The organism is Paraburkholderia sp. NPDC080076, assembly GCF_050281145.1.
Lineage (GTDB): Bacteria > Pseudomonadota > Gammaproteobacteria > Burkholderiales > Burkholderiaceae > Paraburkholderia.
Genome location: NZ_JBNNWQ010000002.1, coordinates 380,503 through 395,066 on the forward strand (window position 1 = coordinate 380,503; position 14,564 = coordinate 395,066).

Annotated in this window: 16 protein-coding genes; 2 read left to right on the forward strand and 14 right to left on the reverse strand. The window is 62.7% G+C overall.

What is annotated here, in order from left to right:
- Positions 1 to 134 precede the first annotated feature (134 nt).
- The gene (locus ACQKRQ_RS09070) at positions 135 to 1,991 is read right to left on the reverse strand and encodes a methyl-accepting chemotaxis protein (RefSeq protein WP_427476456.1); all 1,857 of its coding nucleotides are present in this window, start codon (positions 1,989 to 1,991) and stop codon (positions 135 to 137) included.
- 255 nt (positions 1,992 to 2,246) lie between these two features.
- On the opposite strand from ACQKRQ_RS09070, the gene ACQKRQ_RS09075 reads away from it, so the two are divergent.
- On the forward strand, positions 2,247 to 2,537 hold the full coding sequence (locus ACQKRQ_RS09075) for a YciI family protein (RefSeq protein ID WP_408178262.1): 291 nt from the start codon (positions 2,247 to 2,249) through the stop codon (positions 2,535 to 2,537).
- A 67-nt stretch (positions 2,538 to 2,604) separates the two neighbouring features.
- Here ACQKRQ_RS09075 and ACQKRQ_RS09080 read toward each other — a convergent pair whose 3' ends face one another.
- The 5 genes from ACQKRQ_RS09080 to ACQKRQ_RS09100 all read right to left on the reverse strand — a co-directional run bounded on the left by ACQKRQ_RS09080 (position 2,605) and on the right by ACQKRQ_RS09100 (position 6,719).
- Positions 2,605 to 3,222 carry an SCO family protein gene (locus ACQKRQ_RS09080; RefSeq protein ID WP_132376147.1) on the reverse strand — a complete coding sequence of 206 codons (618 nt, stop codon included), beginning with the start codon at positions 3,220 to 3,222 and terminating at the stop codon, positions 2,605 to 2,607.
- 4 nt (positions 3,223 to 3,226) lie between these two features.
- Positions 3,227 to 4,132 (reverse strand): heme o synthase, encoded by a 906-nt coding sequence (cyoE, locus tag ACQKRQ_RS09085; RefSeq protein ID WP_132376148.1) that lies wholly within the window; start codon positions 4,130 to 4,132, stop codon positions 3,227 to 3,229.
- A gap of 6 nt (positions 4,133 to 4,138) precedes the next feature.
- Positions 4,139 to 5,248 (reverse strand): COX15/CtaA family protein, encoded by a 1,110-nt coding sequence (locus ACQKRQ_RS09090; RefSeq protein WP_427476459.1) that lies wholly within the window; start codon positions 5,246 to 5,248, stop codon positions 4,139 to 4,141.
- 22 nt (positions 5,249 to 5,270) lie between these two features.
- On the reverse strand, positions 5,271 to 5,933 hold the full coding sequence (locus tag ACQKRQ_RS09095; RefSeq protein ID WP_408178259.1) for an SCO family protein: 663 nt from the start codon (positions 5,931 to 5,933) through the stop codon (positions 5,271 to 5,273).
- A gap of 69 nt (positions 5,934 to 6,002) precedes the next feature.
- Positions 6,003 to 6,719 carry an SURF1 family protein gene (locus ACQKRQ_RS09100; RefSeq protein ID WP_427476461.1) on the reverse strand — a complete coding sequence of 239 codons (717 nt, stop codon included), beginning with the start codon at positions 6,717 to 6,719 and terminating at the stop codon, positions 6,003 to 6,005.
- A gap of 111 nt (positions 6,720 to 6,830) precedes the next feature.
- Between ACQKRQ_RS09100 and ACQKRQ_RS09105 the strand changes: the two genes are divergently transcribed.
- The gene (locus ACQKRQ_RS09105; protein WP_007179452.1) at positions 6,831 to 7,040 is read left to right on the forward strand and encodes a twin transmembrane helix small protein; all 210 of its coding nucleotides are present in this window, start codon (positions 6,831 to 6,833) and stop codon (positions 7,038 to 7,040) included.
- Positions 7,041 to 7,205: 165 nt separating this feature from the next.
- Here ACQKRQ_RS09105 and ACQKRQ_RS09110 read toward each other — a convergent pair whose 3' ends face one another.
- The 8 genes from ACQKRQ_RS09110 to ACQKRQ_RS09145 form a co-directional block, all read right to left on the reverse strand.
- A complete protein-coding gene (locus ACQKRQ_RS09110; RefSeq protein ID WP_132376152.1) occupies positions 7,206 to 8,063 on the reverse strand; it encodes a cytochrome c oxidase subunit 3 in 858 nt (285 codons plus the stop codon).
- Between the two features lie 130 nt (positions 8,064 to 8,193).
- The gene (locus tag ACQKRQ_RS09115) at positions 8,194 to 8,403 is read right to left on the reverse strand and encodes a DUF2970 domain-containing protein (RefSeq protein ID WP_132376153.1); all 210 of its coding nucleotides are present in this window, start codon (positions 8,401 to 8,403) and stop codon (positions 8,194 to 8,196) included.
- A 35-nt stretch (positions 8,404 to 8,438) separates the two neighbouring features.
- On the reverse strand, positions 8,439 to 9,065 hold the full coding sequence (locus ACQKRQ_RS09120) for a cytochrome c oxidase assembly protein (protein WP_132376154.1): 627 nt from the start codon (positions 9,063 to 9,065) through the stop codon (positions 8,439 to 8,441).
- Positions 9,066 to 9,107: 42 nt separating this feature from the next.
- Positions 9,108 to 9,242 carry a cytochrome oxidase small assembly protein gene (locus ACQKRQ_RS09125; protein WP_243658215.1) on the reverse strand — a complete coding sequence of 45 codons (135 nt, stop codon included), beginning with the start codon at positions 9,240 to 9,242 and terminating at the stop codon, positions 9,108 to 9,110.
- 122 nt (positions 9,243 to 9,364) lie between these two features.
- Positions 9,365 to 10,978, reverse strand: a complete 1,614-nt coding sequence (gene ctaD, locus ACQKRQ_RS09130) for a cytochrome c oxidase subunit I (protein WP_106282189.1) — start codon at positions 10,976 to 10,978, stop codon at positions 9,365 to 9,367.
- A gap of 44 nt (positions 10,979 to 11,022) precedes the next feature.
- Complete coding sequence (coxB, locus tag ACQKRQ_RS09135) at positions 11,023 to 12,660, reverse strand: cytochrome c oxidase subunit II (RefSeq protein WP_427476465.1); 1,638 nt, start codon at positions 12,658 to 12,660, stop codon at positions 11,023 to 11,025.
- 143 nt (positions 12,661 to 12,803) lie between these two features.
- The gene (locus tag ACQKRQ_RS09140; RefSeq protein WP_132376156.1) at positions 12,804 to 13,277 is read right to left on the reverse strand and encodes a DUF2244 domain-containing protein; all 474 of its coding nucleotides are present in this window, start codon (positions 13,275 to 13,277) and stop codon (positions 12,804 to 12,806) included.
- Between the two features lie 313 nt (positions 13,278 to 13,590).
- Positions 13,591 to 14,556 (reverse strand): methyltransferase domain-containing protein, encoded by a 966-nt coding sequence (locus ACQKRQ_RS09145; protein WP_427476467.1) that lies wholly within the window; start codon positions 14,554 to 14,556, stop codon positions 13,591 to 13,593.
- Between the last annotated feature and the right edge of the window lie 8 nt (positions 14,557 to 14,564).

The following is a 14,564-nucleotide window of genomic DNA, read 5'->3' on the forward strand; positions in this document are numbered from 1 at the left end:
GCGCCGCCGACTGGACCTGAAATGGTCTCATAGTCCCGGCGAGATGGGAAATATCACGATCGCATATGGTTATGCGCGTTGAACGGCGCGGGACCGCGTGCTCATGAGAGGCACGCGGTCGCTGCAGCGGAGAATCAGAAGGTGGTCCAGTCGTCGCCGGGCGGAGTGGCTTTCACTGCCACGGTTGATGCGCGTGGCGCGGTCGAGGCGGCAGGCTTGGCGCTCGTCACATGCGCGGGCGATGCCGAGGTCGGCGCGGCGGACGCTCTGGCGGGAGCCGACAGCTTCGGCTCCGCGCGCGACGATGCCGACGCAGAGTGCAGTGCCGTGCCGATTTCGCGCATTGCCGCCGCCGTTGCGGCTGCTTGCGGCGCCGCAGCCGTCGCCGTAGCCGTCACTCTCCGCGCCGCCACCGCAGCCGAATTCTGCACGGCAACGTCCGCACTATTCACGCGAAACGCGCTCACTGTGTCACGCAGACGCCCCGCCTGATCCTGCAACGAAGCCGCCGCGGCGGCCGCCTGCTCGACCAGCGCCGCGTTCTGCTGCGTCACCTCATCCATTTGCGTGACGGCGCGCCCGACTTGCGAAATGCCGCTGCTCTGCTCTTCGGATGCCGCCGCGATCTCGCCCATGATGTCGGTGACACGCTGCACGGCTTGCAAAATCTCGCCCATCGTCGTGCCGGCCTGCTGCACCAGCGTCGAGCCGTTATGCACGCGTTCCACCGACGCGCTGATCAACTGCTTGATCTCCTTCGCCGCCGTTCCCGAGCGCTGCGCGAGGCTGCGCACCTCGCCCGCGACGACCGCGAAACCACGGCCCTGCTCACCGGCGCGCGCCGCTTCCACGGCCGCGTTCAACGCAAGAATGTTGGTCTGAAAAGCAATGCCTTCGATCACGCCGATGATGTCCGCGATCTGCCGCGAGCTGTCGTTGATCTCGCCCATCGTACCGATCACGCGGCTCACCACGTCGTTGCCGCGCGTCGCGATTTCGGACGCGTTATGTGCGAGTCCGCTCGCCTGCCGCGCGTTGTCGGCGTTCTGCTTGACCGTCGCGGTGAGTTCTTCCATGCTCGCCGCGGTCTCCTGCAACGAAGCCGCCTGCTGCTCGGTGCGCTGCGACAGATCGCCATTGCCGGCGGCGATCTGCTGCGTCGCCGACGCAATGGATTCGGCCGAGCGACGAATCTCGCCGATGGTCCGCTGCAAACGGTTCTGCATTTCATGCATGGCCGCCATCATGCTGGTCTTGTCCTGCGGACGAACGTCGACCACCTGCGTCAGATCGCCTTGCGCGATACTTGCCGCGAGCCGCGCCGCCTGGTCAGGTTCGCCGCCGAGGCTCGCACGCACGTTGCGGATGATCAGCACCATCGCCAGCGAGATGATCGCGCCGATCACCAGCACCACGGCCAGGTGGCCGAGCAGCGTCTCGTAGTACACCGTGTCGATGTCCTTAATGAACACGCCGCTCGTGATGTTCCAGTCCCACGGCGCGAAACGCACCACGTAGCTGATCTTCGGCACGGCCGTTTCGCTGTGCGGCAGGCGTCCGCGATACTCCGCGAAACCACGGCCGCTTGCCTTGGCCGCGTCGACGATCGCCACGTACAGGAGCTTGCCGTCCGGGTCCTTGAAGTCGCCGACCGGCTTGCCGGTCATTTGCGGCAATGTGGGATGCATCAGCACGACGGGCTTCGAATCCATCACGAACAGGTAGCCGGATTCGCCGTAGCGCATGGTCGAGAGACGGGCGAGCGCTTCGCGCTGCGCATCGGCCTCGCTCAGCTTGCCGCTTTGCGAAAGCGCGTAATAACCGTTCACGATGCCCTGCGCGGCATCGACCAGATTCACCATGCCCGCCTTGCGCTCGGCCAGCATCGTGCTGCGCGTTTCGACCGCGCTCCACAGCCCGACGCCCAGCAGCCCCAGCCAGACGAGCGCGAGCGACAGCCATAGTTTGCGATTCAAACTCATCCTGCTCATTGTTGTGGTCTCTCTCGTGTGATTCGTGTTCCGTTCGCAGTCGCAGGCACGCGACTGCGTATCGCGCGCAAACGATTGCTATAGATATAACGGCAAGACAAACGGGCAACTTGAGAGACGCTGCAAGGAAACCAACCACCTGGCGAAAGCGGCGTGCGTGCAGCCAGATCACACGCGCTGAATCATTCTCTGACCGATAATCCGAGGCTGCGGCCGCACCTTTTAGCGGCACATTCCATTGCGGAGAGAACGCCCATGTACGTCATCGACCTTACCTACACCGCACCGCTCGAACGCGTCGACGACGCGCTGGAAGCCCATCGCGCGTTTCTGACGCAGCAGTTCGAAGCAGGCGTGTTCGTCGCCGCCGGGCCGAAAGTGCCGCGCGACGGCGGCATCATTCTGGCGGTGCGCATCGAGCGCGACAGGCTGGACGAGATTCTCGCCAGCGACCCGTTCGCGCAGCAGAACCTTGCGCGTTACGAGGTGACGGAGTTCAAGGCGACGCGGCTAGCGCCCGGATTGAATTTGCCGATGCCAGCTTGAGTCTTGAAGCGCAGGGAAATTTGAAAACGGGCGCGTGATACGACACGCGCCCTTATGGCTGCGCGTGTCAGTCGAGCAGCAGCTTGATGTCGTGCACCCACGGCGTTGCGCCTTGGCCGTCGCGCGCGAACAGACGTAGCTTGCCGTCCGTGTCGAACACATAGCTCGCGGCCGTGTGATCCATCGTGTAGCTGTCAGGCGTCTTGCCCGGCACCTTCGCGTAGTAGACGCGGAAGTCCTTCGTGATCTTGGTGAGCTGCGCCTGATCGGCCGGACGCAAGCCGACGAACGTCGGGTTGAACGCCGGCACGTATTGCGCGAGCAAAGCCGGCGTATCACGATCCGGATCGACGGTGACGAACAGCACCTGCACGCGCTTCGCGTCTTCCGGGCCGAGTTGCTGCAACGCTTGCGAGAGCTCGGCCATCGTGGTCGGGCAAACGTCCGGGCAATGCGTGTAGCCGAAGAACAGCACCACGACCTTGCCTTTGTAGTCCGCCATGCTGCGGAGGTGGCCGGCCGTGTCGGGCAGCGAGAAGTTGCTGCCGAACTGGGTATTGCCCGTGATATCGAGATTCTGGAACGCCGGCGGCTGCTTGCCGCAGCCTGCGACCAGCAAGGCGCCACCGAGCGCGCAAGCGATCACGGCAGCACGCGCCATGCGCGCGAAGCGGTTATTGAGCATGGTATTACGCGCCGATCAGGACGCGCGCATAGTGGTCGATCAGCAGCGCGGCGAATAGCAGCGAGAGATAGACGATCGAATAACGAAAGGTCTTGCGCGCCAGATCGTCCGAATACTCGCGATAGATCTTCCACGCATAGGCAAGGAATACGGCGCCCAACAGCACGGCCGACGCGAGGTACACCACCCCGCTCATGCCGGAAATGAAGGGCATCATGGTGACCGCGAACAGGATCACCGTGTACAACAGAATATGCAGACGCGTGTACTTCTCGCCGTGCGTGTTCGGCAGCATCGGCAGGCCGGCGTTTTCGTAGTCTTTGCGGCGATACAGCGCGAGCGCCCAGAAATGCGGCGGCGTCCACACGAAGATGATCAGCACCAGGATCCAGGCGTCGCCGGGCACGTGGCCGGTGACCGCGGCCCAGCCGAGCGCCGGCGGCATGGCGCCCGAGGCGCCGCCGATCACGATGTTCTGCGGCGTGGCAGGCTTGAGCAGCAGCGTATAGATAACGGCATAGCCGACGAACGTGGCCAGCGTGAGCCACATGGTGAGCGGATTGGCGAACGTATAGAGCGTCCACATGCCGAGGCCGCCGAGCACGGCCGAGAACAGCAGAATCTGCGTGGTGGTGATTTCGCCGCGCGCGGACGGGCGCCACGAGGTGCGGCGCATCTTGGCGTCGATTTTCTGCTCGACGAGGCAATTGATGGCGAACGCCGCGCCGGCCAGCAGCCAGATGCCGACGGTGCCGCCGATCAGGGGCGTCCACGGCACCATGCCAGGCGTCGACAGAAACATGCCGATGACGGCGCAGAACACGGCGAGTTGCGTGACGCGCGGCTTCGTCAGGGCGATGTACTGGGAGACCCGGCTACCGGGCGTTTGGGAGAGTGTTGTGCTGTCCATGTGGAGTCACGCTGGCGCGGCATCGCGCGCAGGGAGCACGGCGCGGCCGGGACGGCTATAAGCGATCCGAAAGTTTAACATAACGAGCAGAAGCAGCAGGATCGCGGCCCCGCCGTTATGCGCGACCGCAATGGGCAACGGCCATTGCAGAACGATGTTCGACAGCCCGGTGATGAACTGGATCAGCACGACCAGCAGCACGCCGTTTGCGGGCCGCCGCAGCGACTCGAAGCGGCGCAGTTTGAGCGTGAACCACGCCAGATACGCGACCACGACGATGGCGAACGTGCGGTGCGTCCAGTGGATCGCCACCAGCGCATCCTGCGTGATCATGTCGCCGTCGCCGGTCATGCCGAGCGCGCGCCACAGATGGAAGCCGTGCGCGAAATCCATCGGCGGGACCCATTGGCCGTTGCAGGTCGGGAAATCCGTGCACGCGAGCACCGCGTAGTTCGTGCTGACCCAGCCGCCCAGCGCGATCTGCGCGATCAGCAGCACGAGACCCGCGATCGCCGCCGCACGCCAGCGCGCGGCCTCGGGCTCGTAAGCGGGCAACGGCGTTTGCCGCGCGGCCAGCCAGCCGAGTGTGCCCAGTAGCGCGAGTCCGAGCAGCAAGTGTGTCGTCACGATGATCGGTTGCAGCTTCATCGTCACGGTCCAGGCGCCGAACGCGCCTTGCACCAGAATCAGCAGCAACAGCGAGGTCGGCCACCACGGCGATACATGCAGCGGGCGTCGCTTGATACGCGCCGTCCACGCGATGAGGGTCTGCGCGATGATCAGCACGCCGATCGCCATCGCGAAGTAACGGTGGATCATTTCGATCCAGGCCTTCGTCATGCTGACCGGTCCGGTGGGCATCGCCTGATGTGCGGCCGTAATCGCCGCATGCGCGATGAACGGCGATGATGTGCCGTAACAGCCCGGCCAGTCCGGACAGCCAAGCCCGGAATCGGTGAGCCGCGTAAAGCCGCCGAACATCACCAGATCGAGCGTGAGGAAGGTGGTGAGCCAGACCAGCTTGCGAAATTTGTTGTCGTCGGCCTTGACCCACACGTAGGACAGCGGCAACAACGCGATACACAAGCCGATCAGAGCCAGTTGCAGTACGAACATCTCTCTTACCTATATTGCGGCGTCAGCCGATGCGCGACCATTTGAGCAGCTTGGTCAGGTCGCCTTTGATCTTGCCGGGGTTCGGATCTTTCGGGAAACGCATCATCAGATTGCCGTTCGGATCGACCAGGTAAATGTGGTCAGTGACTTTGGTGCCGCTATCCGTTGGCAGCCACGCGGACACCTGCGCCGGATCGGCGATCATCATGTCGGTGTCGGGGTAGGCCTTTTGTATCACGTCCGCGACGTTGCCTGCATCGGTGCGCAGCCATACTTCCACGACGCGCTCGCGTTCCGGGCCCTGAGCTGCGCGGATTTGTCGCATGAAGTAGAGCTTGGTGACGCACGCTTTGTCGCACGCGCTGTTGTCGACGGAAATCATCAGCCAGTGGCCGCGCAGCGTGGCGAACTTGATGGGCTTGCCATCCTCGCCGGTGACCGTGAGCGAATCGGGAATCGGGCGTTGCGGTTCGACCAGCGTGCCGTAGCTCGTGGTGCCGCCGGTCGGCCGGATCACGTAGTACGTGAAATACGACACGGCGATCGGTGCGGCGCAGATGATCGCCACTAGCAGCAGCATCCAGCGGCCGCGTTGCCACGAGCCTTTGCCGTTGGGTTGGCCGGGCGTGGCTTGAGACGTTGAGGGTTTGCCGGCTTGCGGCGAACGGGGAGATTGCGTCGACACTACTGGACCTCTATCAATGATTTGCGCGGCTTGTGACTCGAACCCTGGCCACAAACCGCATGTGCTGCGTTACACGCCCGGCGCGTGCTCTTTCTTCGCGGCGCGGCGTGCGGCATACAGGCCGAAGACCAGCGCCGCGGCCGCCATGCCCCACCACTGGAACATGTAGCCATAGTTGCGTTCGACGCCGCTAGTCGGCGCGGGCCAATCGCGCACCAGCTTGTCGCCGTCGTCGCTCAATTGCTGAATCACGAACGATTGCAGCGGCAAGCCGGTTTCCGCGGCGTACGCGGCGACATCCAGATTCTGACGGATCAGTTGATGCTCGGCCGAACCGCCCTGCCCCAACTCGTAAGCGCGCGACGCGTCGGCCCGCGCAATGCCTTCGATTTCGATGTCGCCTTGCGGCGTGGTGTACGGCGCGATGGTCTCGCGGTTGTTCATATTGCGCGGCAACCAGCCGCGATTGACCAGCACGTAACCGCCGTCGGCCAGTTTAAAAGGCATCACGACGTAAAAGCCCGGCTGATCGTTATACGGACGATTATCGAGGTAGACGACCTTGTCCGCGACGAAACTGCCACGCGCTTTCACGCGATGAAACTCGATGTCCTTCAACTGAACCGGCGCGGCGCTCACCGTTTGCGCGGGCGCGTTCTCGAACTGCGTGATGTGCGCTTCGAGCGCTTCCTTCTGATGCGCGCGGTCGCGCTGCCAGAAACCTAGCCGCACCGTCACCACGATCACCAGCAGAATCAACAGCGCGGGAACGAGGCGGAACTTCATCGCGCACGCTCCAACGTCGCCCGCGACGTCACGGGGAACGCACGGCAAACGCAGGCTCGCGGTGCGATAATAAACGTCTTGCCTCTGCGCTTCCTGGTTTCAGCCGGTTCCATGCACATTCTCGTTCCCATCGCCTTCGTCCTGATCATCGCCAGCATGGTGTCGGCGCTGTACTTCATGATGCATGACAAGGGCAAAACCAAGCGGATGGTCTGGTCGCTCGCCACGCGGGTGGGCCTGTCGATCTCGCTGTTCCTGTTCATCCTGTTCGCTCACTGGATGGGCTGGATTCAGTCGACCGGTATTCCTTACGGGCGCTGAGCCCAGCGGAAAAATCTCCACGCCGCCAAACAAAACGCCGCCCTGACAGGGTCGAGGGCGGCGCTGCATAGGTCTTGCATACTGCTCGCGCGCCGCGCCCCGAAGGGCGTGGCGCACATGGCCTGCACACATTCCGGCTTGCCGGTCGGCGCAGGCCGGATTGCGTTACAGCCAGTACACGACGACGTACAGCCCGAGCCACACGACGTCCACAAAGTGCCAATACCAGGCCGCGCCTTCGAACGCGAAGTGATGCTCCGCCGTGAAGTGACCGCGAATCATACGCGCCAGCACGACCGCCAGCATCGTGCCGCCGAGGAACACGTGGAAGCCGTGGAAGCCGGTCAGCAGGAAGAACGTCGAACCATACACGCCCGACGACAGCGTCAGATTCAGTTCGTTGTACGCGTGGAAATATTCAAAGCCTTGCAGGAACAGGAAGCAGACGCCGAGCACGAGCGTTGCAGCCAGCCAGATGATCGCTTTCTTGCGATGATCTTCACGCAACGCGTGGTGCGAGACCGTCAGCGTCGCGCCCGAGGACAGCAGCAGCGCCGTGTTGATGGTCGGCACCGGCCACGGCTGCATCGACTTAAAGGTCGAAACCAGCGCTGCCGGACCGTTGTTCGGCCACACCGCCGAGAAATCCGGCCAGATCAGCTTGTAATCGAGGCTGCCCAATTGATGCAGCGCGATCTCACGCGCATAGAACAGCGCGCCGAAGAACGCACCGAAGAACATCACTTCGGAGAAGATGAACCAGCTCATGCTCCAGCGGTACGACTTGTCGACGTTCTTGCCGTACATGCCGCCTTCCGACTCGGCGATCGCGTCGCCGAACCAGTGCCACAGCGTAAAGAGCAGCCACAACAAACCGGCGACGACGCCGATCGGCGCCCAGTCATGTTCGTTGATCCAGGCCGCAAGCGATCCGAGCATGACCAGCAACCCAACGGCGGCGCTAATCGGATGCCGCGACGGATGCGGTACGAAATAGTACGGGCTCTCGTTTTGACCGCTCATTCTTGATTCTCCACTTCAGTCCAGTTGTTCCGGAATCTCCGGCTGTATCTTCGGCGGCGCGTCGATACCGCACCGCTTCGCTCTAATTCGTGGGCGCTGTTCGCCCGATTCTACGTGTGCGCCTGGCGCTTCACCCTACTACGGCCCGTACGATCAGAATCAGCACCACGATAAAAATTGCCGCGCAGATCAACGCTGCCGCGATCACGTGCAGCGGGTTCAACTGCGTGGCGTCCGCCTCCAGATCGCGACGCTTGCGCACCCCGAAAAACGACCAGAGCACCGCACGCATCGACTGACCAAAACTGCTCTTGCGCGGGCTGCCGCCGTTATCGCTCATCTCTTTTCTTCTTCCTTCGCCTGCGGCGCGAGCCGTCAGGCGGGATTGGCGGCGGTGGCCGCCGCGCGTGTATCCGTATTGGCCGTGGGTGCTGCGCTTCCGGCCGTCGCCGCTGCCGGCGTACTCAATTCAAAGAACGTGTACGACAACGTGATCGTTTTCACGTCTTTCGGCAACTTCGGATCGACCACGAACACCACCGGCAGGCGCTTCGTCTGATTGGCCGTCAACGTCTGCTGCGTAAAGCAAAAACACTCGATCTTCTTGAAGTACTCGGTGGCCTGCTTCGGCGCGTAGCTTGGAATGGCTTGCGCCTGAATCGTGCGCGCCTGTTCGTTGCTCACCTCGTACATCACCGTCGTCACTTCGCCCGGATGCACGTCGAGACTGCGCTGCTCCGGCTTGAAACCCAGCGGGCCGCGCGCGTTCGCATCGAATTCGATCGAAATCGTGCGGCTCATGTCGACCTGCGTATTCTTCGCCTCGCGCACCGTGGCGTCACGCTGTACGAGGTTGTTGATGCCGGTGATCTGGCAGATTGCGCGGTACATCGGCACCAGCGCGAAACCGAAACCGAACATCATCAACGCGACGATGAACAGCTTGATCAGCATCGAACGGTTAAAAGAGCGGTCGGCCTGAGCCGGCGGTTGCGTCGACATCTCAATCCTCAACAAACCTGCACACAGACTTGGATCAGTCCGTCAGGAAAACCACTTCTGATGGATGATGACGCTCGCGAAAAAGACCGCGGCGATCACGAACATCACAAATCCGATACGCCGGTTGCCTGCGCGAATCTGTTCCGGCGTACGTCTTTCCAGTGAATTGCGCGTCATGCTCGACTTTCTGAATACCTGCTTTCGTGACTACCGGTCGACAGCCACCGCTTAGGCGGCTGTCAGGTTCTGGTGGCGATATAACTTGCGGCACCAGAACCCGCTACCTCACCAACTACCGATTATTCGACGGTCGGCGGGTTTTCGAACGTGTGGAACGGAGCCGGGCTCGGCACGGTCCATTCGAGGCCCGTTGCGCCGTCCCACGGCTTGTCGCCCGCCTTTTCGAGTTCGCCGCCGCCACGGTAGGCCGGCAGTGCAACCGCGAACAGGAAGTAGACCTGCGCCAGACCGAAGCCGAACGCGCCGATCGAGATGACCTGGTTCCAGTCCGTGAACTGTGCCGGGTAGTCAGCATAACGACGCGGCATACCTGCGAGACCAACGAAGTGCATCGGCAGGAACGCGAGGTTGAAGAAGAACAGCGATGCCCAGAAGTGGATCTTGCCGCGCGTTTCGTTGTACATCCAGCCGGTCCACTTCGGCGCCCAGTAGTACCAGCCGGAGAACAGCGCGAAGAGCGAGCCCGCCACCAGCACGTAGTGGAAGTGCGCGACGACGAAATAAGTACCGTGATACTGGATGTCGAGCGGGGCCATTGCCAGCATGAGACCCGACAGACCGCCGAACGTGAACACGATCAGGAAGCCGACCGCGAACAACATCGGCGTTTCGAAGCTCAGCGAACCGCGCCACATCGTCGCGACCCAGTTGAACACCTTCACGCCCGTCGGCACGGCGATCAGCATGGTCGCGTACATGAAGAACAGCTGGCCCGTCACCGGCATGCCGGTCGCGAACATGTGGTGCGCCCACACCATGAACGACAGAATCGCGATCGACGAGGTTGCGTACACCATCGAGCTATAGCCGAACAGCGGCTTGCGCGAGAACGCCGGAATCACCTGCGAGACGATCCCGAACGCCGGCAAGATCATGATGTACACCTCGGGGTGCCCGAAGAACCAGAAGATGTGCTGGTACATGACCGGGTCGCCGCCGCCTGCCGCGTTGAAGAACGACGTGCCGAAGTGGCGGTCGAACAGCACCATGGTGATCGCGCCTGCCAGAACCGGCATCACGGCGATCAGCAGGTAGGCGGTGATCAGCCACGTCCACACGAACATCGGCATCTTCATCAGCGTGAGGCCGGGTGCGCGCATGTTCAGGATCGTCACGACGATGTTGATCCCGCCCATGATCGACGAAGCACCCATCAAGTGAACCGCGAAAATCGCGAAGTCCATACCCGGGCCCATCTGCGTGGAAAGCGGCGCATAGAGCGTCCAGCCCGCGGCGGTCGCGCCGCCCGGCGAGAAGAACGAGCCGACCAGCAGGACAGCCGCCACCGGCAGAAGCCAGAAGCTGAAGTTGTTCATGCGGGCAAAAGCCATGTCCGATGCGCCGATCTGCAGCGGCACCATCCAGTTCGCGAAGCCGACGAAAGCCGGCATGATCGCGCCGAACACCATGATCAGGCCGTGCATGGTGGTCAACTGGTTGAAGAACTCGGGACGCATGATCTGCAGGCCCGGTTCGAACAGTTCGGCACGGATCATCAGCGCCATCACGCCCCCGGAGAGGAACATGGTGAACGAGAAGATCAGGTACAGCGTACCGATGTCCTTGTGATTGGTTGCGAACAGCCAACGACGCCAGCCATGCGGCGTTTCGTGAGCATGGTCGCCGTGCACGTGTTCGTGGCCTGCGACTACATCGTGTCCGATGCTAGACATGACAATCTCCTAAAGCGAATACTGCGGTGCTGACCATGAACACGTCAGGCAGCCGGGCTGATCTGAACACGCCGGGCTTCTTTCGCGTCGCTGCCGCCCGTGATCGTTTCCGGCTTCTTCAAAATAATATGGTCTTCGGCAATGCCGGCTGCTTTCAACGCGTCGCGCACGGCTTCGGCGCGGCTCTTCGCGAGCTTCGCGTTGAGGTCGGCGGAGCCGGTGGCGTCGGTGAAGCCCGACAGCGTGAATTTCGCGTCCGGATGCGCCTTCGCGTAGGCCGCAGCCGCGTCGACCGCCGCTTTCGCGTCGGCCGGCAACGTGCTCTTGCCGGTTTCGAAGTAGATGCTCGCCGGCAGTGCCGCTTGCGTTGCCGCGCTGTCCGAAGCTGCCGGTGCCGCCGCTGCCGCGCCCGAGGCGCCGGATGCTGCCGCCGCCCCCGAAGCCGCTTCTGCGCCGCTCGCCGCTGCGCCTGCATCGGCCAGATGGTTGCCGCCTTCCGGCAGCTTGCCGTTACGGGCGTCCGCAACCTGCTTCGGCTGGAGAATGTCGCCGGTGTGGTTGCCCCACGAGTTACGTTCGTACGTGACCACCGAAGCGATTTCGACGTCGTTCAGCGTAGGCGCCCACGACGGCATCGCGTTCTTGCCCTTCAGCACCAGGCTGACGTGCTCGGCGATCGCGCCGTTGGCGATCTTGCTGCCGTCGAGCGCCGGGAATGCGCCCGCGCCCTTGCCGGTCGGCTGGTGGCAGACCGCGCAGTTCGCCGCGTAGACCTTGCCGCCGCGCTCCATCAGCTCGGCCATGGTGTAGGTCTTGTTCGGATCGTCCTGGCCGGCGGCCATTTTCTTCTTCTGCGTGTCGACCCACTTCGCGTAGTCGTCGGCGGACAGCACTTCGACCACCACCGGCATGAACGCGTGTTCCTTGCCGCACAGTTCGGTACAGAAGCCGCGGAACGTGCCGACCTTCTCAGCCTTGAACCACGTGTCGCGCACGAAGCCCGGAATCGCGTCCTGCTTCACGCCGAAAGCCGGCACGTACCAGGAGTGGACCACGTCGTTCGCGGTGGTGATGATGCGGATTTTCTTGTCGACCGGGACGACCAGCGGATTGTCGACTTCCTGCAGATACGTGGTGGAAATCGGCTGGCGGCCATCGGTTTCCGCACGCGGCGTGGCCAGCGTGGACAGGAAGTTGATGCCTTCGCCCGGGCCCTTCACGTAGTCGTAGCCCCATTTCCACTGATAGCCGGTGACCTTGATGGTGACGTCGGCGTTGGTGGTGTCTTTCATCGCGACCACCGTCTTGGTGGCGGGCAGCGCCATCAGCACGACGATGATGAACGGCACGATCGTCCAGATGATTTCGACGGTGGTGCTTTCGTGGAAGTTGGAAGCTTTGTGGCCTTTCGATTTGCGGTGCGCAAAGATCGAATAGAACATCACGCCGAACACGCCGACGAAGATGACCAGGCAAAGAACCAGCATGAACATGTGGAGGCTGAAAAGCTCCTCAGCGATTTTCGTCGCAGGCGGCTGGAGATTGATCTCGTTGACGGCAGGGCCGCCCGGAACATCGCCCACTGCCAGGGCCGCGCCGGCGAAAAGCAGTCCGCTCATCGCCAGCACGCCCATGAGGGCTCGCTTGATTGTTTTCATAGCTTCCTTACCCAAAATTTCCATTCAAACCCTCGACCCCGCTGGCAGGTTGCCTCGCGCTCCCCGTGAACGCCGCGCGACTCCACGCGTCTAAGAAAACGTCTGGGTCGCCCCAGGTTTTCTTCCCCCTTGGAGGGCCCGGCGCCAAGCGCCAGGTTTGGGGGCCCCTAACAACGCGTGAGCCACATACGCAATTCGCCTGCGAACTGCGCGCGCCGATACTGCGCGAGATGTTGCCCGATCATGATCGTCTGCCCGCGCGAGACCAGTTTGATCCGGTCACGCGGTGTTGCGCCCGCCTCGATCCGCACCCAGCGCGGATTGAACTCGAACTGCGTAAGCTGCTCGGCGCTGACCTGCTCGATGACGAGCCGGTTCTGAAACAACCGGATACGCTCGTAATCCACAGCATGACGCGCATATATGGCAAACGCGATGCCCACCGCCAGCAATTCGACACCGGTGAACGGCAACACCAGCCAGGCGCCGACCAGAACCAGCATGAAAGCAATTGCCAACGAGAACAACGCAAGCGACACGTAGAAACATACGAACTGCCGCGGCGATATCGAACAGTTGCGTTTCATCGTCCAGTCTTTGAGAACTGGTTCTGAATCCGCCAGCAGATCTGATGCTCCCATCGCTGCCTCCCGCCGATTGTCTCCAATCGCCGCCCGCGGCCATTGCTCGCAACCATTATTCCGGCCGCTCGATCACCGCTGCGCCATCTTATCTTGCTGCCCTGTGCCTCGGGCCTGCCGCCCCAAATGTGGGAACTCCGGGCGACAAACTGACGCATTATAGGCGCGATCCATAGCATCCACAAGCAAGCCTCTATTGGCCCACAAGCCAGGCGCGACAAGCCTCCGCGCCGTTTTGACGCACCTTTTGCGCGTCTTTTGAAGCGGTAATTTCAGACATAACAGATGTCCTCTTTACCGCCTCGTCGATTCCTCAACGATTCCTCGACGAACCGCGTCCGATGTCCTCGATTCGGACGATCCCATGACCTTCCGCCGTGGTGCGCGGCGCGGCTTTCCATGCGTGTCCGTAGATCACTTCGAAGGTCAGCGCGATCGTGCCGTCGGCACGCCGACGGGCTTCGAGGGCCGCCAGCAAAGCCTTGTGCAGCCGGCGCGCGGCGGCGCTCGACGACGCTTCGCGCTCGAACGGATAGGCGCCCCAGCGGCGCACGTCGGCGAGCAGCGACTGCGGCGACTTATAAGTAATGGTGAGCACTTCCTGGTCCATCACGGGAATCTCGAAGCCGCTTTCGACCAGCATGTCGCCGAGATCGTGCATGTCGACAAAGTCGATCACGTGCTTGCGCGAGGCAACGCCGTGCGCGGCCTCGACTTCGGCGTAAGCGCCACGCAATTCCTTGAGCGAGTCTGGACCGAGCGTGCTGAACATCAGCAGGCCGTTGACTTTGAGCACGCGCTGCCACTCGGGAAACACCAGATCGGGCCGCGAGTGCCAATGGAGCGCCAGGTTGGACCAGATGAATTCGAAGGCGCCGGCCGCGAACGGCAGCGCCGAAAAGTCGGCTTGCGCGAAACGCGGACCGCGGGCGCCGAGCGCTTTGCCGAGCGAGGCCGGCAGAAAGCGCCGCCAGCTCGTGTCGCCGGAATCGTGTTGCAGCGCGCGCGTGAGCATGCCTTGCGACAGGTCGGAGCCGAACACCGGCGCTTCGGGAAAGCGCTCGCGCAAAGCGGGGATGTCTTCGCCCGCACCGCAGCCGGCGTCGAGCACGCTCGCCGGCGTGACCTTGATGTAGTCGAGCCGCTCGCGCATGCGTTGCGCGATTTCACGAGGCAGGAACGCGACGTCGCTGAACGTCGCTGCGCGGCGGTCGAAGATCCGCCGGAGACGCCGGGAATCATAGGCCGGACGGCCTGATTGAGCGGGAGTTGGGGACATGGGTGTCG

Excerpts from the sequence above, each read along its gene's own strand:
- ACQKRQ_RS09075 (WP_408178262.1), top strand. The coding sequence starts at position 2,247 with ATGTACGTCATCGACCTTACCTACACCGCACCGCTCGAACGCGTCGAC.
- ACQKRQ_RS09090 (WP_427476459.1), bottom strand. The coding sequence starts at position 5,248 with ATGTTCGTACTGCAACTGGCTCTGATCGGCTTGTGTATCGCGTTGTTG.
- ACQKRQ_RS09115 (WP_132376153.1), bottom strand. The coding sequence starts at position 8,403 with ATGAGCGATAACGGCGGCAGCCCGCGCAAGAGCAGTTTTGGTCAGTCG.
- ACQKRQ_RS09070 (WP_427476456.1), bottom strand. The coding sequence starts at position 1,991 with ATGAGCAGGATGAGTTTGAATCGCAAACTATGGCTGTCGCTCGCGCTC.
- ACQKRQ_RS09080 (WP_132376147.1), bottom strand. The coding sequence starts at position 3,222 with ATGCTCAATAACCGCTTCGCGCGCATGGCGCGTGCTGCCGTGATCGCT.
- ACQKRQ_RS09100 (WP_427476461.1), bottom strand. The coding sequence starts at position 6,719 with ATGAAGTTCCGCCTCGTTCCCGCGCTGTTGATTCTGCTGGTGATCGTG.
- ACQKRQ_RS09125 (WP_243658215.1), bottom strand. The coding sequence starts at position 9,242 with ATGACGCGCAATTCACTGGAAAGACGTACGCCGGAACAGATTCGCGCA.
- ACQKRQ_RS09110 (WP_132376152.1), bottom strand. The coding sequence starts at position 8,063 with ATGAGCGGTCAAAACGAGAGCCCGTACTATTTCGTACCGCATCCGTCG.
- ACQKRQ_RS09145 (WP_427476467.1), bottom strand. The coding sequence starts at position 14,556 with ATGTCCCCAACTCCCGCTCAATCAGGCCGTCCGGCCTATGATTCCCGG.
- coxB (WP_427476465.1), bottom strand. The coding sequence starts at position 12,660 with ATGGAAATTTTGGGTAAGGAAGCTATGAAAACAATCAAGCGAGCCCTC.
- ctaD (WP_106282189.1), bottom strand. The coding sequence starts at position 10,978 with ATGTCTAGCATCGGACACGATGTAGTCGCAGGCCACGAACACGTGCAC.
- ACQKRQ_RS09120 (WP_132376154.1), bottom strand. The coding sequence starts at position 9,065 with ATGTCGACGCAACCGCCGGCTCAGGCCGACCGCTCTTTTAACCGTTCG.
- ACQKRQ_RS09105 (WP_007179452.1), top strand. The coding sequence starts at position 6,831 with ATGCACATTCTCGTTCCCATCGCCTTCGTCCTGATCATCGCCAGCATG.
- cyoE (WP_132376148.1), bottom strand. The coding sequence starts at position 4,132 with ATGGACAGCACAACACTCTCCCAAACGCCCGGTAGCCGGGTCTCCCAG.
- ACQKRQ_RS09140 (WP_132376156.1), bottom strand. The coding sequence starts at position 13,277 with ATGGGAGCATCAGATCTGCTGGCGGATTCAGAACCAGTTCTCAAAGAC.